We start from the raw sequence: 20,010 nt of genomic DNA on the forward strand, positions 1-20,010 counted from the left end.
TAATCAAATTGTAATCATTACTTTTGTATAATTCACCAACTCAAAGAATCCTTTGAGAATCTATTGTGAAAGGAGAAACCATGTATTGCAAATGTTGTGATAGCTATGTAGCGCAAAAGCCTTGCCCTAGCTGCGGTAGCCAGCGTGTTGTCGAGCTCAAAAACATCAAAACACTCAAAAACTACAAACTCTCCAAGAAATAACCCCCCCCTTTTTTTTATAACAACTCTCTAGAATCCTTGTTTTCCTCTTCCTTTGGGGAAGATGGAGATGAATTCCAAAGCCATTTTGGCGACACGGAATAGCCTCAAACCAGTAAGACACTTTTATTAAAAATCTTTTTCGATTTTAAAGGCATCAAAGATGATGTCAATCGCGCTCATGCGTGCGCCGTGGTTGGTGGCATCTAAAATTTCGCCATCATTGTAGCCAAGTTCGCGCAAGGCTTGAACATCTGTTGCGCTCACATCGTGAGGGGTTCGTACGGCTTTGAGAACAAAAAGAAGCATCGCTTTTTCTTTGGCTTCTAGTTTGGCATCGTTGGGGTTAGCACGCATCGCTTCGACCTCTTTGGGAGTCCAACCTAGCCTATTGATGAGAATCGAAGCGTTAAAATCAACACAGTAACTGCAGCTGTTTTTATCGGAAATCAGCATACGAATCGAGGCAAGCAGTGGCATTGAGAGGGCTTTTTGCTTCATCATGTAGTATTCGATGAAACTCATTTGTTGTTTGATAAGCTCAGGGCTTGCGCTGAAGATTTGCGCTGAGTTTGCTACGCGTCCGCGCATCGCTGTGATTTTTTCGTAAAGCTCAGCAAGCTCACCTGTGGCATCTTCTTTTCTAGCCTTCCCTCGAAAAATATTGCTAGCTGTGAGAGTGTCAGACTCCAGTTTTTCATTGGCATCGTTCACTTCTCTTGAGTGTTTTGGATTCCAAGATAAAATAGCTTAAGAAGGCTGCTTTCATTGGGGAATCCCCTTTTGGTTTTGGTGAGTTTACGAAACCGTCTATGGACTGATTTTATGATATTGGTCGTATAGATAATACGGCGAATATCGGTCGAGTATTTGAAGTAGTTTGAAAGATTTGACCACTTGTTTCTCCACGATTGAACTGCTTGGGAGTGGTAAAAATTTCTTATCAATTCGATAGAATTCCAAATTCCAAAGAATGGGTAAAAGGCCTTCAATGAAATATTTCCGATTCTCTTTTGTTCTTGCACTCGTGGGTGTTTTGGTCGCCTATTTTTTCCTTGGCGGGCTCTATGCCGCCTATATTGTGGCACTTTTGGCGCTCCTTGAGGTTTCCATCTCTTTTGACAATGCCGTGATCAACGCCAAAGTCCTAGAGGGGATGACCCCCAAATGGCGCGAGCGCTTCATCATATACGGGATTCCCATCGCGGTGTTTGGCGTGCGCTTCATCCTCCCCATCATCATCGTCTCGTTGGCCTCAGGCGAGGGCATGATAGAGATTTTGAATCTCGCCCTCTCTGATGCAGCCCTCTATGCCGAGAAGCTCGAAGGAGTGATGGGCAAAATCTACGCCTTTGGCGGGGCATTTTTGCTCATGGTCTTTTTGGAGTTTTTCTTCGATGAAGATAGAGAGGTGGTTTGGCTTAGGCGCCTAGAGCAGAATAGAATCACCCAGCGAATCAGCCAAATCAACTTCATCGAGCTTTTGGTGGCGATTCTTGTGGGGGTTGTGCTTAGCTTTTTGAGCGGAGAGCTTGGCGTTAGTCTCGCCTATTTTATTGGGATCGCTCTCTATGCACTCATTCGCGGGATTGATCACGCACTGATCAAAGGGGGCGCGCGAAGCGGAGTGATTGGGTTCCTCTATCTGGAGGTGCTTGATGCGAGCTTCTCGCTTGATGGGGTGATTGGTGCCTTTGCGCTGAGTAGCAACATCTTTATTATTGTCATCGGTCTAGCCATTGGAGCCTTTTTTGTGAGATCGCTCACGATCTATTTTGTCGAGAAAAAGGTGCTCTCAGAGTTTATCTATCTAGAGCATGGCGCGCGCTATGCGATTTTGATTTTGGCGTTAATGATGTTTGTGCAGATTTTTATGCATGTGAGCGAGGCGATCGTGGGGAGTGTGGGCGTGGTGATCATCCTAGGCGCCCTCTTGCATTCGATCATCCACAAGAGGCGCAAGCGCAGGGCTTAGCGCCCTTGGGTGAGGCGGTAATCCTCTATCTCGTGGAAGTTGAGATAGCGATAGATTTGCGACTCTTTGCCTGCGATCTTTTGAGGGATGAGTGCTAGATACTCCTCTTTGGTGGGCAGTCGTCCCAGCATCGCGCAGAGTGCGGCTAGCTCGGCGCTTCCCAGATAGACTTGGGCGTCTTTGCCCATGCGATTGTTGAAGTTTCTTGTGCTCGTGGAAAAGACCACTGCGCCATCTCGCACTCTAGCTTGATTCCCCATGCAGAGGCTGCATCCGGGCATCTCTATCCTCGCTCCCGCGGCGCCAAAGATAGCGTAATAGCCCTCTTGAGTGAGCTGTTTTTCGTCCATTTTGGTGGGGGGAGCGATCCAGAGAGTGGTGGGCACGGCTCCCTCGCCTTTGAGGATTTCGCCTAGGGCACGATAGTGTCCGATGTTGGTCATGCAGCTCCCCACAAAGACCTCATCGATTCGGTGGGGTCTGGCGGGGTTGTTTAGGACTTCGCTGAGGGTGGCGACATCATCAGGGTCATTGGGGCAGGCAAGGATGGGCTCGGTGATCTCATTGAGATCAATCTCGATGATTTCCGCATACTCCGCATCGCTATCAGGCTCAAGCAGTTCAGGGTTTTCGCACCACGCCCGCATTTTTTGAGCGCGTCTAGCGAGTGTCTCTTGGCTCTCATATCCCGCCTCAATCATCGCTTCGATGAGGCGGATGTTGGAGCGCAAAAATTCAATGATAGGCTCTTTGTCCAGTCTCACCGTGCAAGCCGCTGCGCTGCGCTCCGCACTCGCATCGCTTAGCTCAAAGGCCTGTTCGACTTTGAGCCTAGGAAGCCCCTCGATCTCTAGAATCTTCCCGCTAAAGATATTCTTTTTACCCTGCTTTTCGACCGTGAGGAGCCCTCGCTTGATGGCGTAGTAGGGGATCGCATTGACAAGATCGCGGAGGGTGATTCCTTTTTGGAGTTCACCCCTAAATCGCACAAGGATGGATTCGGGCATATCTAGGGGCATGCTTCCTGTGACCGCGGCAAAGGCGACTAGACCGCTCCCTGCGGGAAAGCTAATTCCCACAGGGAATCGCGTATGAGAATCGCCTCCTGTTCCGACTGTATCAGGCAGAATCATGCGATTGAGCCATGAGTGAATCACCCCATCCCCCGGACGCAGAGAGACCCCGCCTCGAGTGCTGATGAATTGGGGGAGGGTGGCGTGGAGCTTCACGTCAGAGGGTTTGGGGTAGGCGGCGGTATGGCAGAAGCTTTGCAGGACAAAATCAGCGCTAAAGCCAAGGCTGGCTAGCTCTTTGATCTCATCGCGCGTCATCGCTCCTGTGGTGTCTTGGCTCCCTACGGTGGCGACTCTTGGCTCGCAGTAGGTGCCAGGAGCGATCCCCTCCACGCCGCACGCTCTGCCGACCATCTTTTGGGCTAGAGTGAAGCCTCTAGCCTTGCCTTGGGGGTTTTGGGGCTTGATGAAGAGATCATCTTCTTTGATTCCTAGGGCTTCTTGGGCTTTGGCGGTGAGACCGCGCCCGATGATGAGGTTGATCCTTCCTCCTGCTCGAATCTCGTCACTTAGCGTGTTGGGCGTGAGATTGAAGGTGGCGACCCCCTCGCCTGCCTTTTCGATTCGGCCTTCATAGGGGTAGAGCGCGATCACATCCCCTTCATTAAGCTTGCTTGCATCCGCAACAATGGGAAGTGTGCCGCTATCCTCACAGGTGTTAAAGAAGATGGGGGCGATAGAGGTGCCAATCACCACGCCACCCGCCTTTTTGTTCGGGATGAAAGGGATCTCGTGTCCCATGTGCCATACCAAGGAGTTGCAAGCCGACTTTCTAGAGCTTCCCGTGCCCACTACATCGCCGACATAGACCAACGGGAAACCTTTTTTCTTTAGCTCCTCGATACGAACAAAGGCGTTTTGGGTGCGATTCTTTAACATACTTTGAGCGTGGAGAGGAATATCGCTTCGCGTGAAGGCGTCACTGGCGGGGGAGAGGTCATCAGTGTTGGTTTCGCCCTCAATCTTAAAGACGGTGAGGAGAATCTTGTGAGGCAGAGGAGGGCGGCGGGTGAACCACTCCGCCTTAGCCCATGATTCTAATATCTCTTTGGCGTAGGGATTGTACTTGGAGAGGGCGAGAATCTCATTGAAGCCTTCATAAACAAGGAGCGTCTCTTTGAGTTTTTCCACCGCCTCTTTGGCGAGATCTTCCTCTAGGCTCAGCGCTTCGATGAGGGGCTTGATGTTGTAGCCTCCAAGCATGGTGCCAAGGAGTGAAATTGCCTCTTTGGGTGAGATGGCTTCACAGGCTAGAGTGCCTTTGGCGATTTTGTCGAGAAACTCCGCTTTGACCTTGGCAGCCTCATCCACTCCCGGAGAGACACGATGGCTAAGGAGCTCTTTAAAAGTCTCTATCTCCTCGTTGCTTGGGTGCAAAAGCCCCTCAATGACGGCTTTGACTTGCTCGGCATTAAGGGGGAGGGGGGGGATATTCTCCTTGGCGCGCTCTAGGACATGCGCTTGATACTCGGCTAAAAAACTCATCGGCAACTCCTTGTGAAAAGTGACTTCAGGCGAATTATGGAAGAATAATTTTAACCAAAGTGACGCTCAAAACGGTTGAAATCCTCCTTTTTTTGATGGTTAAAGTATATTTATTTGGTAAACAATAAAATAAAATACCTCTACAAATATCGATTTATAGGCTTTTATAGCTCAAATAGAAAATCATAACTTTTACTCAACAATTATTGACAAAAACTTTTTTCCGTTGTATAATCCTCCTAGATTAATTGCGCAAGAGAGTTTTAAAAAGATCAAAACTTTAAACGAAGGAGAAAAAATGAAAGTCGCTCAGAATGTTCAAGAACTCATCGGCAAGACCCCCCTAGTTAGGCTCAATTTCGCCTCTAAAGAGAGTGGAGCTAATGTCATCGGCAAATGCGAATTCATGAACCCCTCAGGCTCGGTCAAAGACCGAATCGCCCTAGGGATGATCAATGCCGCCATTGGGGCGGGTAAAATCACCCCTGAGACCATCGTCATTGAGCCCACCAGTGGAAATACAGGAATCGGACTGGCTTCTGTCTGCGCCGCCAAAGGAATCAAGCTCATTCTCACTATGCCAAGCTCCATGAGTATTGAGCGGCGTAAACTATTGGCGGCTTTGGGAGCGCAAATCGAGCTAACCCCTGCCGAAAAAGGGATGAAAGGTGCAGTGGAGAGAGCTTTGGAGCTCGCCCAAGAGACCAAAAACTCTTTCGTTCCTCAGCAGTTTGAAAACCCCGCCAACCCTGAATATCACCGAGTGACCACGGCGGTGGAGATTTGGGAAGATTTAGATGGCAAGGTGGATGTGCTAGTGGCTGGAGTCGGCACGGGCGGCACGATCACAGGCGTGGGCGAGGTGCTCAAGGCAAAGAATCCTAATCTCAAAATCTACGCCGTTGAGCCTATCGATTCTCCTGTCCTCTCTGGAGGCAAGCCCGGCCCTCACAAGATTCAGGGAATCGGAGCAGGATTTGTCCCCAAGGCGCTCAACACCGCCCTCTATGATGAGGTGATTCAGGTGAAGGTGAGCGATGCTTACGAGATGTCTAGACGACTTGGCAAGGAGGAGGGGATTTTGGTTGGAATCTCTGCAGGCGCCAACATTTGGGCCTCTAAAGAGATTGGCAAGAAATACCCCGGAAAAACAGTGGTGACGATTCTTTGCGATACGGGTGAGAGATACCTAAGCACCGAGCTTTTTGACCTTCAGCCTTCCTGATTTTCAGGCTTTTTAGCTATAATCTCCACTATTTTGAGTGGGGAACTAGAAAGTGAGATTGGATTTGTTTTTTGATCGATTGCTAAGCACCGAGGGCGATAAACTCGCCACGGTTGCCAAAAATACCATCTTAGAGCCTTCAGTCGCCTATTTTGACTTCACCGCTTCGGGGTTGGCCTATAGGACGATTGAGGAGCGAATCGCCTCGATTCTTCCTCGCTACGCCAACACCCACTCCGAAGTGACCAATCACGCCCTTTTTATGACCGAACTCTACGATGAGGCGCGCGCCAATCTCAAGCGTCATATGGATTTGGATGAGGAGTTTGCTCTTTTTCCTTGCGGGAATGGCTCCACGGGCGCGATTAAGAAGTTTCAAGAGCTTATGGGGCTCTACCTCCCCCCTCGCACTCAAAAGCGCCTCTCGCTCACTCCTGATCCAGCGCTTTTCCCTGTGGTTTTTGTGGGTCCTTATGAGCACCACTCCAACGAAGTGAGCTATCGAGAGAGCCCTTGTGAGGTGGTGAGAATCCCGCTGGATTCCAGGGGGCTAGTGGATATGGGGGTGCTTAGGGCGAAGCTTGGAGAGTACCAAGGGCGAGAGATCATCACCTCTTTCTCTCTAGCCTCCAATGTAACGGGTATCATCATCCCTTACGAAGAGATTTCCGCGCTCATTAGAAAGGCAGGGGGAATCGTCACTTTTGATATGGCGACGGCTTCTTCTTATATGAACATCCCTTCAAAATTTTTTGACGCAGCCTTCTTCTCTCCGCACAAGCTCCTAGGGGGCGTGGGGAGTTGTGGGCTTTTGGCGATGCGAAAAAGCCTCATCGATTCCACCCTTCCGCCCACTTTCGCTGGAGGTGGCACGGTCACCTATGTCTCTAGGATCGACCAATACTACCGAGAAGATCCCGAATATCGCGAAGATGCAGGCACTCCTGGCGTCCTTCAGCTTCTTCGTGCCTCTTTGGCCTATCAGTTGCGTAACGAGGTGGGGCTGGAGTTTATCGCCAAGCGCAAAAAAGAGCTCTGCGCTCCCCTTGTGGAGGCGCTCAGAAAGATGGAACGAGTAAAGATTTACGGAGATATTGAAAGTTGCAATCGCCTAGGAATCTTCGCCATCAATATCGAGGGAATCTCTCCTTATGAGGTCTGCCAGCGACTCTCCAGGGAGTACCTCATCGAGACGAGGGCTGGATGTAGCTGTGCAGGGCCCTATGGACATGACCTTTTGGGCTTAAAAGATGATGGACTTTTTGCTTCGCGTCCGGGTTGGGTGAGAATCAGCGTCCACTATAGCCACTCTCTAGAACAGATTGAGCGCCTGCTGGGCGCACTTGAGGAGATCGCACGCGATTAAAGCGGTGATGTTCAGTTTATTTTAAATAAAAATTGATTTTTGTCAATTTTTATTCCTTCCGATTCCTCTACAATCCCTCCATAGAAAAACTAAAAACTTTCATGGAGGCAACCCCAATGACAACTATCAAAACCTATCTCACCCAAGACCATCGCGAGTGCGACAAGCTCTTTAGTGATTTGGAAAATCATGTAGCGCAAAAGGAGTGGAACGAGGCAAAGGCACTCTTTGAGCCTTTTGAAAAGGCGATGATTCGACACTTTGAGATCGAAGAGCAGGTCATCTTCCCTGCATTTGAACAAAAGACGGGCTTCGTGGGAGGTCCTACGCGCGTCATGACTATGGAGCATCAGCAGATGCGAGGAGTGATTGAGGGGATGAAAGGCGCCCTAAAGGAGCAAGATAGGAATCGATTCCTAGGACTCTCTGAGACACTCATGATCTTACTGCAACAGCACAACATGAAAGAGGAGCAGATGCTCTACAACATGATTGAGATGCACCTTAAAGAGGAGAATGACGATCTCATGAAAGAGGTGGTGAATCGATGATCGAGCGACGAATCGATGTGAGTGAGCTCCACCATCCCGAGCCCTTTGAGATCATGATTCAAGCCATTGGAGAGCTCAAAGAGGGGGAATATATCCGCATGATTCACCGTCTAGAGCCCCTCCCGCTCTATGAGGTGCTTCATAGGCAGGGATTTATCCATGCCACGCTTCCCCTCAAAGGGGGCGGGTACCATATTCTTATCGCTCACGCCAAGGATCAAGAATCACTTGATCAACTCTCTTCTTAGGAGCACCCCATGTTTCAAGGAATCTCACTCGATCAAGCCCCGCCCTTTAGTGTTCCTGTGCGATTTTTTCTCACAGCACCCCTTTTTTTGATGCTTTCAGGTGTGCTGATGCTTCTAGGTGATCCATCCGCGCTTGAGAGCCGCTGGAGCTACCCATCTCTTGCTTTAGTTCACGCACTCACGGTAGGATTTGGCGGGATGGTGATGCTTGGGGCGCTCACGCAGATGCTACCCGTGCTAGCGGGCGTGAAGCTTCGCTCCCCTTTGAAGCTCGCTAGAATCGTCCATTCGGCCTTGAGTTTTGGGACGCTGGCGATGATCTTTGGCTTTTGGTTCTCTAGTGTCCCTCTGCTCTTTTTGGCCTTAGGGCTTTTGGGGGCAGGATTTGGGCTTTTTCTCTTTGGGTTGGGCTATGAGCTCTTTTTTAGGGTTGCTTTTGTCAATTCCACTATCAAGGCGATGCGTTACGCGGTGGTGGCATTGGTTTTGGTGGTGCTTAGCGGAGGAATTATGCTAGGGCTTCATGCGCTTGGCATAAGTGTGCCTTGGCAGATGGAGATGATCCAATTCCACCTCAAAGCGGGCTCATTTGGTTGGACATTTTTACTGATTTTAGGGGTCTCATTTCAGGTGATTCCGATGTTTTATGTCACCCAAGAGTATCCTTTGTGGTTGCGAGAGAAAGGGGTGAAGCTCTTTGTGGGGGTGCTCCTTTTATCCTTAGGGATGCCTTGGTTTTTAGGGGGAGATGAGGGATGGCTTTTGGATATTTTGGCGATCTTGGCTATTCTTTGGAGTGCATTCACGCTCAAAAATCTTGCCTCTAGAAAGCGTGCCTTGGCGGATACGACGATTCGCTATTGGCAAATCTCTTCTCTCTCTTTGATTCTCTTTGGTCTTCTCTTCTTGCTATCGCCCTATCTCTCTTGGGATAGTTCAAGCTGGCTTTTTTTGCTCTTTGCCTATGGTTTTGGAGTCTCGCTCATCAATGGTATGCTCTACAAGATCATCCCCTTTTTGGTCTGGTTTCATCTAAGCGGGGCAGGAGTCTTTATGATTCCAAGTATGAGAGAGATGATTGAGGAGAAGAGGATGCTTTTGCAGCTCTTATTGCACCTTTTAGCAGGAATCGCCCTAGGGGCTGGGATGGCCCAATCCCTCTTTTTCTATCCTGCGGGATTGCTTTTACTCCTCTCCAATGGGCTTCTAGGGTATAATCTCTACAAGGCGAGCCAAATCTACTACGCCAACCTCCCCAAAGGTGCGGATTCAAATGGAATGGAAAAAGATTGATCTATTCAGCGCTCTAGAAGAGGAGCGGCTGGATTATCTTCAAAGTTTTAGCAAAAAACTCTCCTATCAAGAGGGGAATATCCTCTTTTTTGAGGGGGAGAAGCCAAACCATCTCTATGTTCTCCTGAAGGGAATTTTGAAGATTTACAAGACGGATCCTAGGGGTAATGAAGTGGTGATTCACTACATTCAGCCCCCCTCCTTGGTGGCGGAGTTGGTCAATTTAGAGGGGATGAACTACCCCGCAAGTGCTATTTTTGAGAGCGATGGGGAGATTTTGGCGATTGATTACGCCATTTTTGAGCGGGATTTCTTGAAAAACGGTGACATGGCTTTTTATATCATCAAGTCACTCACTCGAAAAATCAAGGCGCTTGAAGAGGTGATCACTAGCAATCTCACGATGGATACCACCTCTAGGGTGGCTAAATTTTTCTATGACAAATCCGAAGAGCTTCCCTGCCTCTCTCAGCGAAAAATCGCTTCGATTCTTAACACCACGCCTGAAACCCTCTCTCGAATCGTGAAAAAACTCAAAGAGGAGAAGATCATCACAGTGGAAAAAGGGTCAATCATTGAGGTGAACAAAGGGAGACTTAAAGAAGAGTTTGATCTTTTTTAAAGGGTTTTAAACTACAATCCCCGCAAATGTTCAATCGAAAAAAGGAAATGATTCTATACTATGACAGCGCTAAAAGCCTCTCAAAAAGCCAAGCTTCCCACTCGACACGGAATCTTTACGATTCAAGCGTTTGCGCATGAGGGAAAAGAACACTTAGCCATCTTCTCTGACCCCTTACCCCCCGTCCCGCTTCTTCGAGTGCACTCTGAATGCCTCACGGGTGATGTTTTTGGCAGCCTCAAATGCGATTGTGGCAGCGAGCTCTCCATCGCCATGGAGCGAATCGCCAAAGAGGGCGGAATCGCGCTCTATCTTCGCCAAGAGGGGAGGGGAATTGGACTCTTTCACAAGGTCAATGCCTACGCCCTTCAAGATCAAGGGTATGACACCGTTGAGGCGAATCTCGCCCTTGGTTTCAAGGAAGATGAGCGAAACTATGAGGTGGTCGGTGAGATTTTGAGCTTTTATGGAATCGATGAAGTGAAGCTCCTCACCAATAACCCCAAAAAGGTGGAGGCGATGAGCCACTTTGTGAAGATTCACTCCAGAGAAGCGATTCTAGCCCCGCACAATTGCTACAATGAAAACTATCTCAAAACCAAGCAAGAGAAGCTCGGACACCTGCTTTAGGAGGGATTGAATTTGAAAAGAGGCGTGAGCTACGAAGAGGCGTTAGAGATTTTATCGAGCTCTGGCGTGAGGCTAAAGGGCGAGGAGAAACTATTCTTGCACGATGCCCTAGGCAGGGTGCTCGCTAGAGACATCATCGCCCCAAGTGATATGCCCCCCTTTCCCACGGCGGCCATGGATGGGTATGCTTGCTCATCTAGGGATATTAACGAGGGGAGAGCCTTGCGCATAGCAGGGGATAATCCTGCAGGAAATCCTTGTGAGATGGCGCTAGAGGAGGGGAGTTGTATCAAAACCTTCACGGGTGCTAGAATGCCACGGGGGGCTGATACGCTCCTTATTGTGGAGAATGTCAAAGAGGAAGAGGGATTTTTGAAGCTCACCGCTCCTGCCCCTAGAGCGGGAGTTTTTATCCGCCAAGCGGGAGACAACTATCGCCAAGGAGAGATTCTGCTCCCCAAAGGCACTCTTCTCACTCCCTCAGAGATTGGGCTTTTAGCCAGTCTCAACCATCTCTTTGTCCATGTGCGCTCCAAGCCTATTGTGACCATCTTAAGCGGAGGAGATGAGCTTGTAGAGCTTGGCGAGGAGAGCTTGAGAGTCGGTGCGCTAAGGAGCGCGAACAATCATCTCCTCAAAGCCCTGATCGATTCGATGGGAGGAGAGGCTAGACTCACGGACCTTTTACCCGATGAACCCCATGCGATTGAGGAGGCATTAAAGAGTGCTCTAGAAGAATCAGATATCGTGCTCACCACGGGGGGAATGAGCTTGGGGGATTACGACTTCACCCAGCAGGCGATCTATAAGCTCTGCGATGAGGTGCTCTTCCATGGAGCCAAGGTGAAGCCTGGCAAGCCCATTGCCTACGCCAAAAAAGGCGACACTCATCTCTTTGGATTGCCAGGATTCCCCAACTCCTGCCTCATCACTTTTTATCTTTTTGGGCGAATCATCCTCCATCGGATGCTAGGGGTCCCTTTTGAGCCCCTTAAGATTCGCGCTAAACTAGACGAATCGCTCCAAAAAGAGGCGGGTAGGGCAGAGTTTCGTGTCTGTACCCTGAAGCTCCAAAAAGGGGAGTGGAGGGTTGATTTTGAGGGCAAAAAGGGAATCCAAAGCGCTATTATCAACAATCTCTGTGGCCCCACGGCGCTAGTGATCTTGGATGAAGAGTGCACCTTTAAAGAGAGGGGCGAAGAGGTGGAGGTGGTGCTTTTTAAGCCCTTAGAGACTATTTTGCAAAGGAGTTAGCGATGGTGAAAGTAGAATTTTTAGGCCCCATTGGCAAGGCCGATATGGAGCTTGAGGTGAGTTCCCTCAAAGAGCTCAAGGAGGTGCTCAAAAAGGATCAAGAGCTCTCTAGCTGGTTGGAGGATTGCGCGGTAGCCGTGAATGATACGATCGTGAATTCTTTAGAGGTGGCGCTTCGCTCAGGCGATAGGGTTTCGCTTTTGCCTCCTGTGTGTGGAGGGTGAGCGATGTTAGAGCTTTTTTCGGGGAGTCTTGACACTAAAGCGCTCTATGACAGGTGGCATATCATCGCCAGCAAGCGCAACTTTGGGGCTTGTTTGATGTTCACGGGCGTAGTGAGAGATGAGGAGGGGATTAGCGGATTGAGCTTTGATCTCTATGAGCCTATTCTTCGGGCATGGTTTGAGAGATGGCAGGAGAAGGCCAAAGCCCAAGGAGCGCTTTTTTGCATGGCGCACTCCATAGGTGATGTCCCCAATCATGAGAGCTCTTTTGCTGCGGCGATTCTCTCGCCCAAACGCCGCGTGGCGCTAGAGATGATTGAGCAATTTGTGGAAGATTTTAAAGCCAATGCTCCCATCTGGAAGTATGACCTCAAAGAAGGGGAGAGAATCTACGCTAGAGCACGCAGTCACAAGATTGAGGGAAGCGGGCTTCTTGCATGAAGAATCTCGCCTGTGCCTTCACGGGGCGCTCCAATAGCGGCAAAACCACGCTCATCGAGAAGCTCGCCAAAGAGCTCGCCTTCACGCACAAAGTCGCCATCATCAAGCACGACCCCAAGGATAAAGCACGATTTGACACTGAGGGGAAGGATAGCTACCGCTTCTACCAAGCAGGTGCGAGCGTGGCGGTCGTCTCTAGCGTGAAAACCACGATTATGCTTCAAGAATCACGCTCTATCAAAAATATCGCCGCCAGTTTTGGCGAGGTGGATTACCTTTTTGTGGAGGGGCTCAAAGAGATCCCTCTCCCTAGAATCGCGGTGATGCGCGAAGAGGTGGAGGAGCGATTTTTCCCCTATATCAAGGCGGTTGCAGTCGATCACACCATCAATAAAAAGCTCATTCCCCAAGGAATCGATATTCTAAACCTCAATGAGCCTCTAGAGATTTTGGCTTGGATTGACCAAAACGCTCTACCCATTAAGGAGATGCAATGATTAAAATAGGAATCATCACGACTTCAGACCGTGCGAGTGCAGGAATCTACGAAGATATTTCGGGCAAAGCCATCGAATCGACCCTTAAAGAGTATCTCAAAAGCGAGTGGAAACCCCTCTATCGCCTTATTCCTGATGAGCAAAAGGTGATAGAGCAGACGATGATTGAGCTTTGCGACCAAGAGGGGTGCGCCTTGGTGGTGACCACGGGTGGCACAGGCCCTGCACTTAGAGATGTCACGCCTGAGGCGACCGAAGCGGTTTGCGAGAAGATGCTTCCCGGATTTGGCGAGCTTATGCGCCAAGAGAGCCTCAAATATGTTCCCACGGCAATCCTCTCAAGGCAGACCGCGGGTATTAGGGGGAAGAGTCTCATCCTCAATCTCCCAGGCAAGCCCAAGTCCATTAGAGAGTGCTTAGATGCCGTCTTCCCTGCGATTCCCTACTGTGTTGATCTCATTGAGGGGCCCTACATAGAGACCAACGAAGAGGTTATTCAAGCCTTTAGACCCAAAAAATAATCAAGGATTTTCATGGAGCTCACCCATCTAGATGCCAATCACAATCCCAATATGGTCGATGTTTCCAATAAGAGCGAAACCAAACGCGTGGCGGTAGCCAAAGGGACCATTACAATGAGTCAAGAAGCCTATGAGAGCGTCATCTCCCAGACCAATAAAAAAGGTCCGGTGCTCCAAACAGCCATTGTGGCAGCTATCATGGGAGCCAAAAAGACGAGCGATCTTATTCCTATGTGCCACCCACTCTTTTTGAGCTCAGTGGGGTGTGTGATCGAAGAGAATCCCGCCAACCACTCCTTTACCCTCACGGTCACGGCCAAGGTCGAAGGCAAAACAGGCGTTGAAATGGAGGCGCTCACGGGCGTTTCTATCGGCCTTTTAACGATTTATGATATGGTGAAAGCGATTGATAAGAGTATGGTGATGAGTGAAATTTATCTCGTAGAAAAAGAGGGCGGTAAGAGCGGGCATTTCAAAAACGCCCGCTAAGAGGGGAGCCTCTAGGTTAGCCTAGAAGCTTTTTGATGATTGCTTTGGCGGCCTCTCGACCATCAAGCGCAGCATTGACTACAAGATCAGCGCCTCGATAGCAATCCCCTCCTGCAAAGACATTGGGAAGGGAAGTCTCATAAGAATTATCCACGATGATTCCTCCCCAAGGGTGCAGTGCGATTTGGTGCTGCTCTAAAAAAGAGGGTCTAGCAGGATCAAAGCCTAGAGAGAAGATAATCACATCCGCTTCCACGACAAACTCGCTTCCCTCCACGACCACACACTTTTGTCGTCCCTTCTCGTCCATATCGCAAAGTTCGGTTCGGTACGATTCGATTCCAGTAGCTTTGCCCTCGCGGAGAATCACCTGCTTGGGGGCGGCAAAAAATTCAAATTCTACCCCCTCCTCTTTGGCGTTCACATACTCTTTGTGGCTTCCGGGCATATTATTTTCATCGCGGCGATAGAGAATCTTCACCTCCTCGGCTCCCTCTCTAATGGCGGTTCGCACACAATCCATCGCTGTGTCCCCTCCGCCAACCACGACCACGCTTTTGCCCTTGAGTTCGGGCAAAAGGATGGAGGATTCAACTCCAAAGTTTCGCTTTTGAATCGCCGTGAGAAAATCAATAGCGCTATAACAGCCCTCCGCCTCTTCTCCGGAAATCCTTGCCTTTTTAGGGGCGGTTGCGCCAATCCCCAAGAAGATAGCATCAAAGCCTTTAAGAAGCTTCTCAAAAGACATCTCCTTGCCAATCTCTTTACCAAGATGGAGTTTTAGTCCTGCTTGGGTGAGCTGATCAAGTCGTCTCTCTATGACGCTTTTTTCGAGTTTGAAGCCTGGGATTCCATAGGTGAGGAGCCCACCCGCACGATCTTGGCGCTCAAAGAGCTCCACTTTGAAACCTTCTCGAAGCAAGAAGGTTGCTGCTGAGAGTCCTGCTGGGCCTGAACCCACGATAGCCACGCTTTTACCAACGCTTTTAGTGGCAAACTTTGGCTTGTAGCCAAGCTCCATCCCCTTTTCACTGATGAAAGTTTCAATCGCGCCAATAGTGATTGCCCCATAGCCATCATTAAGAGTGCAATCCCCCTCGCAGAGGCGATCTTGAGGACAGACACGCCCCATGATTTCAGGGAAGGGCGAAGTGGCATGAGAGAGCTCAAAGGCGAGGCGAAAATCCTTTTCGGAGACCTTTTTGAGCCACTGAGGGATGAAGTTGTGGAGTGGGCATTTATTGTGACAATAGGGGTCACCGCACTGCACGCATCGACTCGCCTGAGGGGTCGCCTCATCGCTTGAGTAGGGCTGGTAAATCTCGCTATAGTCTTTGACTCGCTCTAGGGCTTGGCGCTTTTTAGGGTTGCTTCGTTCAACTTGTAAAAAATTTTGCATCTTAATCTCCATCCTCAGGGTTCAAAGGGGCTTTTTTCATGTTTTTGGGCAAGACGATCCAGAAGTTTCGCACCTCATCGCGGAAGTAAGCAAGAATATTTTTCGCCTTTTCGCTGCCCGTCTCGTTGATGTGCTGTTTGAGGAGCTTTTTGAGGTAGTGGCGCGCCTCATCTAGCTCATCGGTGTCGATTCGTTTGATTTCGATCAGCTCTTGGTTGACATGGTCGATGAAATCATGCTTTTTGTCATAAACAAAAGCGATTCCTCCCGTCATTCCCGCGCCAAAGTTGATTCCTGTCTCGCCTAGAATCACCACGACGCCTCCCGTCATGTATTCGCAGGCATGATCCCCTGTGCCTTCCACGATCGCCAAAGCGCCAGAGTTTCTCACTCCAAAGCGCTCACCCACTTCACCCGCGACAAAGAGCTTGCCGCCCGTGGCACCATAAAGACAGGTGTTGCCCGCGCAGGCGATTTTGTTTCGCTTGATTTCGGGTGTGATGACGATTTTGCCGCCATGCATCCCTTTGCCCACATAGTCATTTGCCGCCCCTGTGAGGTAGAGCGAGACTCCATGGATGAGGAAGGCGCCAAAGCTTTGACCCGCAACCCCTTCGAGATGAATTTTGATGGCGCCATCACTTAGCCCCTTGTTGCCATAATATTTGGCGATCTCGCCAGAGATTTTGGCGCCAAAGCTTCGGTTGGTGTTGCAGATGGTCTTCTCTAGGACAATCTTGTTTTTATCATTTTTGATGGTGTCATAGACCTCAGCGAGGATGTTTGTCTCAAACTCATTTTTATCAAAAGGCTCATTGGAGGGCTTTTTGCAAATATTTCCCCCTTCAAGTCGCAAAAGAATCGAAGAGAAGTCAAATTTTTTGGCCATCTCATCATCAATCACTTGGAGTAGATCGCTCCGCCCCACGATCTCTTCAATCGTGCTATAGCCCATCTTGGCAAGAATCTCTCGAACATCTTCGGCTAGAAGCGTGAAATAGTTTTTGAGTCGCTCTTTGGTTCCGACAAAATGCTCTCTTAGGCGCGCCTCTTGAGTGGCGATTCCCACGGTGCATCGGTTTTGGTGGCAGACACGGAGCATTTTGCATCCAAGCACAGCGAGCATTGAGGTCCCAAAGGCAAACGATTCGGCTCCAAGCAGAGCGGCTTTCACTACATCTAGACCTGTTTTGAGTCCGCCATCGGTTTGGAGGTGGACAAATTCACGCAAGTGATTCACCTTGAGGGCATTGTGGGCTTCAGAGAGCCCAAGCTCCCAAGGATTCCCTGCAAACTTGATAGAGCTAAGGGGCGCAGCTCCCGTCCCGCCATCGCATCCAGAGATGATGATTTTATCCGCATAGGCTTTAGCCACGCCCGCGGCGATCGTGCCTACACCCAGAGTGGAGACGAGTTTGACGCAGATTTTGGCCTCAGGGTTGATCTGCTTGAGGTCAAAGATGAGCTGAGCCAAATCCTCGATACTGTAAATATCGTGATGGGGGGGTGGGGAGATGAGCGTGACCCCAGGAATCGTGTAACGAAGCTCAGCAATGAGTGGAGTCACTTTGTTGCCGGGGAGCTGACCGCCCTCGCCGGGTTTGGCTCCTTGGGCAACCTTGATCTGAATCTCCTCAGCGCTTCGGAGGTAGAAAGGGGTGACGCCAAAACGACCTGAGGCGATCTGTTTGATTTTGGAGTTTTTAGGTCCTCGGCTGCGCTCCTCTTTCTCGCCTCCCTCACCAGAGTTGGAGCGCCCCCCTAGCTCATTCATCACCTCTGCAAGCGTCTCGTGAGCCTCAGGAGAGATAGAGCCAAGACTCATGGCAGCAGTGTCAAATCGCTTGAAGATCGATTCTTTGGATTCGATTTTTTCTAAGGGGAGGGGTTTTTTGTCCGTCTTGATCTCAAAAAAGTCTCGAATGAACTTCTTGTCACGCCCATCGATTCCTTTTTTTAACTCCAGGAAATCCTCTTTTTTGCCCGTGAGCGAGACTTTGTGGATTCCAAAGATGATATCGGGTCTAAAGTCGTGATACTCATCACCATGGACATATTTGTAGAAGCCGCCCACTCGGATAGGAAAGAGATCGTTTTTGTCCTCAAAAAAGGCATGATGGTGGGCTTTTTGGATACGCGCTTCGATCTCTTTGTAGCCAAGACCAAAGAGGGCGCCATGGGAATCGCTGAAACAATCTTTGAGAATCTCGCGCGAGAGCCCAATCACATCAAAAAGGGCGGAGTTGCGATAGGAGGCAACGGTGGAGATACCCATCTTGGACATGATTTTAAGAATCCCTGCATTCATTGCGCTTCGTGTGTCGCGGAGCTGTTGCTTGATTTCGGCGTTGCTCTTCTCTTTCTCTTTGGCAAGCCCATAAACGGTGGAGTAGAGCATGTAGGGATAGATCGCATTGGCTCCATAGGCGATTAGAATCGCTGCGGAGTGAGAATCATAAACCTCACCGCTCACCGCGACGATGGAGACTTGAGAGCGCACCTTTGCCTCTAGGAGGGCTTGATTCAATCGGCCAATAAGCATCGCCATGGGGATACTTTGATGATTTGCATCCACTCCTCGATCATCAAGAATCACGATCTTGATTCCCTCTTCTTTGACGCTTTGAATGATTTTTTGCACCAAGGTTTCGAGGGAGTTTTTGAGATCCCCTTTAAAAAGGGTGGGGAAGAAGCGATTGTGGAAGCACTCTTTATAGTGAGGCTTCTCTTGGTCGCCATGGGCTAAAAGCACCTCGAAATTCTCCTTCATAAGAATAGGGGAGACGGTTTTGAGGCGCTTGTAGCTGGGATCCTCTTTGAGGATATTGGGAATCGCACCAAAACCTGTGTTGAGACTCATCACGACTTTTTCGCGATAGGGATCAATAGGGGGATTGGTGACTTGAGCGAATTTTTGGCGGAAGAAGTCGCTAAAGGGGCGTTGTTCTTTAGAAAAAGCCGCTAGAGGCGTATCATCTCCCATGCTTCCTACTGCCTCTTTGCCATCCTTGCTCATGGGCTCAATGACCTGCTCGATCACCTCGTGTGTGATGTTGAAGTAGCGTTGCTTTTCTCGCAGATCCTCTCTAGCGTAGTCACTGAAATCTACAAATGTAGAATCCATATGCTCTTGGAGATAGATGAGATTCTCATTGAGCCACTCCATGTAGGGATTGGAATCTTTGAGGTAGTCATTAATATCTTCATTTTTAAAGATTCGACCGCTTTTGAGGTCCACCCCGATCATCTCACCGCTTTGGAGTCTCCCTCTCTCTAGCACTTTCTCAGGAGCAATATCCATCACGCCATATTCGCTAGAGATGATGATCTGATCCTCTTTGGTGATGACATATTTGGCGGGGCGCAGACCGTTTCGATCCAAGATACAGCCGATGTAGCGACCATCCGTGAGGGAAACCGCCGCAGGACCATCCCATGCTTCAAATCTTCCGCTGGTGTACTCATAAAAAGCACGGAGTTTGGAATCCATGTGGGGGGAATTTTGCCATGGGGCAGGGATGAGGGAGCGCGCTGCTTTGAAAAAGTCTGTGCCATTGGCGATGAGGAACTCAAACATATTATCAAGGCTCGCGCTATCGCTCACGCCCCTCTCTAGCAAGGGGAGAATACGGTCCATCTCCTCTCGGGTGAAGATTTGGCTCGCCACCGCTTCGGTTTTGGCCAAGGCGTTGTAGCGGTTGGCCTCTACGGAGTTGATTTCGCCATTGTGCGCAATGGTTCTGAAGGGTTGAGCAAGACGCCATTTGGGGAGGGTATTGGTGGAAAATCGCTGGTGGAAGAGGGCAAAGGAGATTTCAAAATCGGGATCGCGCAAATCTTCAAAGAAGGCGCGAATATAGGTGGGCATCACCAAGCCCTTGTAGGAGATGGTCTTGCTGGAGAAAGAGGCGATGTAGAAGTCGGGATCCTCTTTGAGGGCGTGCTCAATCTCTTTTCGCGCTAGATAGAGGAGCGCTTCAAATCGCTTGGTGGCGATGAGGGAGGCGGGAGCCACAAACGCCTGAATAATCACAGGGAGCGTCTCTAGGGCTAGTGTGCCAAGCGCTTCCGTGTCCACGGGAACTTCGCGGAAGAGAAGCACTTTGAGATCGTTTTTGGCGCAAAGCTCCTTGAAACGCTCTTTGTGCGATTCCTCCTTGATAAAGAGCATGGCTACCGCGTATTGTTGGGGAAGGGAGACCCCTTCTTGATGGGCAACCTTGTGCATGAACTTCTCTGGCATGGAGAGCAAAAGCCCGCTTCCATCTCCACTCTTTCCATCCGCGGCAATCGCTCCTCGGTGCATCATACGCTCTAGTGCCGTGATCGCTGAGACCAGCGTATCGTGCGAAGAGCGATTCTTGATGTTGGCCAACAATCCAAAGCCGCAGTTATCCCTAAAACTATGCAACAGATCCAACGAAAATCCTTTATGGCAAACTCAATTCGGCTGCAAACCGAGAGAAAAATCCTAAGAGTCAAGCCCCTAGACCGCTAAACCCCCTTAATGCCCATGA

General features: G+C 49.7%; 19 protein-coding genes and 1 pseudogene. 15 read left to right on the top strand and 5 right to left on the bottom strand.

Features of this window, described 5'->3' with window-relative positions:
- The first annotated feature begins 80 nt into the window (after nt 1-80).
- Entirely contained in the window at nt 81-203 is a 123-nt protein-coding gene (locus tag WS_RS11235) for a hypothetical protein (protein ID WP_269470909.1), read from the top strand.
- A 126-nt stretch (nt 204-329) separates the two neighbouring features.
- Here the strand turns inward: WS_RS11235 and WS_RS05665 are convergent, their stop codons facing one another.
- Both WS_RS05665 and WS_RS10835 read right to left on the bottom strand, forming a co-directional pair.
- A complete protein-coding gene (locus WS_RS05665) occupies nt 330-893 on the bottom strand; it encodes a carboxymuconolactone decarboxylase family protein (protein ID WP_232013747.1) in 564 nt (187 codons plus the stop codon).
- Nucleotides 776-1,117: pseudogene (locus WS_RS10835) on the bottom strand (transposase); the annotation flags it as partial. The pseudogene WS_RS10835 and the gene WS_RS05665, both read right to left, overlap by 118 nt.
- 74 nt (nt 1,118-1,191) lie before the next feature.
- Here WS_RS10835 and WS_RS05675 point away from each other — a divergent pair.
- Entirely contained in the window at nt 1,192-2,175 is a 984-nt protein-coding gene (locus WS_RS05675; protein ID WP_041571809.1) for a DUF475 domain-containing protein, read from the top strand.
- Here the strand turns inward: WS_RS05675 and acnB are convergent.
- Complete coding sequence (gene acnB / locus WS_RS05680) at nt 2,172-4,733, bottom strand: bifunctional aconitate hydratase 2/2-methylisocitrate dehydratase (RefSeq protein WP_011139059.1); 2,562 nt, start codon at nt 4,731-4,733, stop codon at nt 2,172-2,174. The two genes, WS_RS05675 and acnB, sit on opposite strands and share 4 nt — an antisense overlap.
- 298 nt (nt 4,734-5,031) lie before the next feature.
- Between acnB and cysK the strand changes: the two genes are divergently transcribed.
- The 13 genes from cysK to moaC all read left to right on the top strand — a co-directional run bounded on the left by cysK (nt 5,032) and on the right by moaC (nt 14,094).
- Entirely contained in the window at nt 5,032-5,958 is a 927-nt protein-coding gene (cysK, locus tag WS_RS05685) for a cysteine synthase A (RefSeq protein ID WP_041571810.1), read from the top strand.
- Between the two features lie 52 nt (nt 5,959-6,010).
- The gene (locus tag WS_RS05690; RefSeq protein ID WP_011139061.1) at nt 6,011-7,324 is read left to right on the top strand and encodes an aminotransferase class V-fold PLP-dependent enzyme; all 1,314 of its coding nucleotides are present in this window, start codon (nt 6,011-6,013) and stop codon (nt 7,322-7,324) included.
- 116 nt (nt 7,325-7,440) lie between these two features.
- A complete protein-coding gene (locus WS_RS05695) occupies nt 7,441-7,875 on the top strand; it encodes a hemerythrin domain-containing protein (protein ID WP_011139062.1) in 435 nt (144 codons plus the stop codon).
- Nucleotides 7,872-8,123: a DUF2249 domain-containing protein gene (locus tag WS_RS05700; protein ID WP_011139063.1), complete on the top strand. Its 252-nt coding sequence runs from the start codon at nt 7,872-7,874 to the stop codon at nt 8,121-8,123. Before WS_RS05695 ends, WS_RS05700 begins: the two co-directional genes overlap by 4 nt.
- A gap of 9 nt (nt 8,124-8,132) precedes the next feature.
- The gene (locus WS_RS05705; RefSeq protein ID WP_011139064.1) at nt 8,133-9,416 is read left to right on the top strand and encodes a hypothetical protein; all 1,284 of its coding nucleotides are present in this window, start codon (nt 8,133-8,135) and stop codon (nt 9,414-9,416) included.
- Entirely contained in the window at nt 9,397-10,038 is a 642-nt protein-coding gene (locus tag WS_RS05710; protein WP_041571811.1) for a Crp/Fnr family transcriptional regulator, read from the top strand. Before WS_RS05705 ends, WS_RS05710 begins: the two co-directional genes overlap by 20 nt.
- A 60-nt stretch (nt 10,039-10,098) precedes the next feature.
- On the top strand, nt 10,099-10,668 hold the full coding sequence (gene ribA, locus WS_RS05715; RefSeq protein ID WP_011139066.1) for a GTP cyclohydrolase II: 570 nt from the start codon (nt 10,099-10,101) through the stop codon (nt 10,666-10,668).
- Between the two features lie 6 nt (nt 10,669-10,674).
- Complete coding sequence (locus WS_RS05720; protein WP_081454366.1) at nt 10,675-11,922, top strand: molybdopterin molybdotransferase MoeA; 1,248 nt, start codon at nt 10,675-10,677, stop codon at nt 11,920-11,922.
- A gap of 2 nt (nt 11,923-11,924) precedes the next feature.
- Nucleotides 11,925-12,146, top strand: coding sequence for a MoaD/ThiS family protein (locus WS_RS05725; RefSeq protein WP_011139068.1), 222 nt, complete (start codon nt 11,925-11,927; stop codon nt 12,144-12,146).
- Between the two features lie 3 nt (nt 12,147-12,149).
- On the top strand, nt 12,150-12,587 hold the full coding sequence (locus WS_RS05730; RefSeq protein WP_011139069.1) for a molybdopterin synthase catalytic subunit: 438 nt from the start codon (nt 12,150-12,152) through the stop codon (nt 12,585-12,587).
- Nucleotides 12,584-13,084, top strand: a complete 501-nt coding sequence (gene mobB / locus WS_RS05735; RefSeq protein WP_011139070.1) for a molybdopterin-guanine dinucleotide biosynthesis protein B — start codon at nt 12,584-12,586, stop codon at nt 13,082-13,084. The genes WS_RS05730 and mobB overlap by 4 nt, the downstream gene beginning before the upstream one ends.
- Entirely contained in the window at nt 13,081-13,605 is a 525-nt protein-coding gene (gene mog / locus WS_RS05740) for a molybdopterin adenylyltransferase (RefSeq protein WP_011139071.1), read from the top strand. Before mobB ends, mog begins: the two co-directional genes overlap by 4 nt.
- Nucleotides 13,606-13,617: 12 nt before the next feature.
- Entirely contained in the window at nt 13,618-14,094 is a 477-nt protein-coding gene (moaC, locus tag WS_RS05745; RefSeq protein ID WP_011139072.1) for a cyclic pyranopterin monophosphate synthase MoaC, read from the top strand.
- 16 nt (nt 14,095-14,110) lie between these two features.
- Here moaC and WS_RS05750 read toward each other — a convergent pair whose 3' ends face one another.
- Together WS_RS05750 and gltB are read right to left on the bottom strand one after the other, a co-directional pair.
- Complete coding sequence (locus tag WS_RS05750) at nt 14,111-15,493, bottom strand: glutamate synthase subunit beta (protein WP_011139073.1); 1,383 nt, start codon at nt 15,491-15,493, stop codon at nt 14,111-14,113.
- Nucleotide 15,494: 1 nt separating this feature from the next.
- Entirely contained in the window at nt 15,495-19,913 is a 4,419-nt protein-coding gene (gltB, locus tag WS_RS05755) for a glutamate synthase large subunit (protein ID WP_011139074.1), read from the bottom strand.
- Between the last annotated feature and the right edge of the window lie 97 nt (nt 19,914-20,010).

This window comes from Wolinella succinogenes DSM 1740, assembly GCF_000196135.1.
Lineage (GTDB): Bacteria > Campylobacterota > Campylobacteria > Campylobacterales > Helicobacteraceae > Wolinella > Wolinella succinogenes.

Bases quoted from the DNA above. Each gene is read 5' to 3' on its own strand.
- WS_RS11235 (WP_269470909.1), top strand. From the start codon at position 81: ATGTATTGCAAATGTTGTGATAGCTATGTAGCGCAAAAGCCTTGCCCT.
- WS_RS05675 (WP_041571809.1), top strand. From the start codon at position 1,192: ATGAAATATTTCCGATTCTCTTTTGTTCTTGCACTCGTGGGTGTTTTG.
- acnB (WP_011139059.1), bottom strand. From the start codon at position 4,733: ATGAGTTTTTTAGCCGAGTATCAAGCGCATGTCCTAGAGCGCGCCAAG.
- cysK (WP_041571810.1), top strand. From the start codon at position 5,032: ATGAAAGTCGCTCAGAATGTTCAAGAACTCATCGGCAAGACCCCCCTA.
- WS_RS05695 (WP_011139062.1), top strand. From the start codon at position 7,441: ATGACAACTATCAAAACCTATCTCACCCAAGACCATCGCGAGTGCGAC.
- WS_RS05700 (WP_011139063.1), top strand. From the start codon at position 7,872: ATGATCGAGCGACGAATCGATGTGAGTGAGCTCCACCATCCCGAGCCC.
- WS_RS05705 (WP_011139064.1), top strand. From the start codon at position 8,133: ATGTTTCAAGGAATCTCACTCGATCAAGCCCCGCCCTTTAGTGTTCCT.
- WS_RS05710 (WP_041571811.1), top strand. From the start codon at position 9,397: ATGGAATGGAAAAAGATTGATCTATTCAGCGCTCTAGAAGAGGAGCGG.
- ribA (WP_011139066.1), top strand. From the start codon at position 10,099: ATGACAGCGCTAAAAGCCTCTCAAAAAGCCAAGCTTCCCACTCGACAC.
- WS_RS05725 (WP_011139068.1), top strand. From the start codon at position 11,925: ATGGTGAAAGTAGAATTTTTAGGCCCCATTGGCAAGGCCGATATGGAG.
- WS_RS05730 (WP_011139069.1), top strand. From the start codon at position 12,150: ATGTTAGAGCTTTTTTCGGGGAGTCTTGACACTAAAGCGCTCTATGAC.
- mobB (WP_011139070.1), top strand. From the start codon at position 12,584: ATGAAGAATCTCGCCTGTGCCTTCACGGGGCGCTCCAATAGCGGCAAA.
- mog (WP_011139071.1), top strand. From the start codon at position 13,081: ATGATTAAAATAGGAATCATCACGACTTCAGACCGTGCGAGTGCAGGA.
- moaC (WP_011139072.1), top strand. From the start codon at position 13,618: ATGGAGCTCACCCATCTAGATGCCAATCACAATCCCAATATGGTCGAT.
- WS_RS05750 (WP_011139073.1), bottom strand. From the start codon at position 15,493: ATGCAAAATTTTTTACAAGTTGAACGAAGCAACCCTAAAAAGCGCCAA.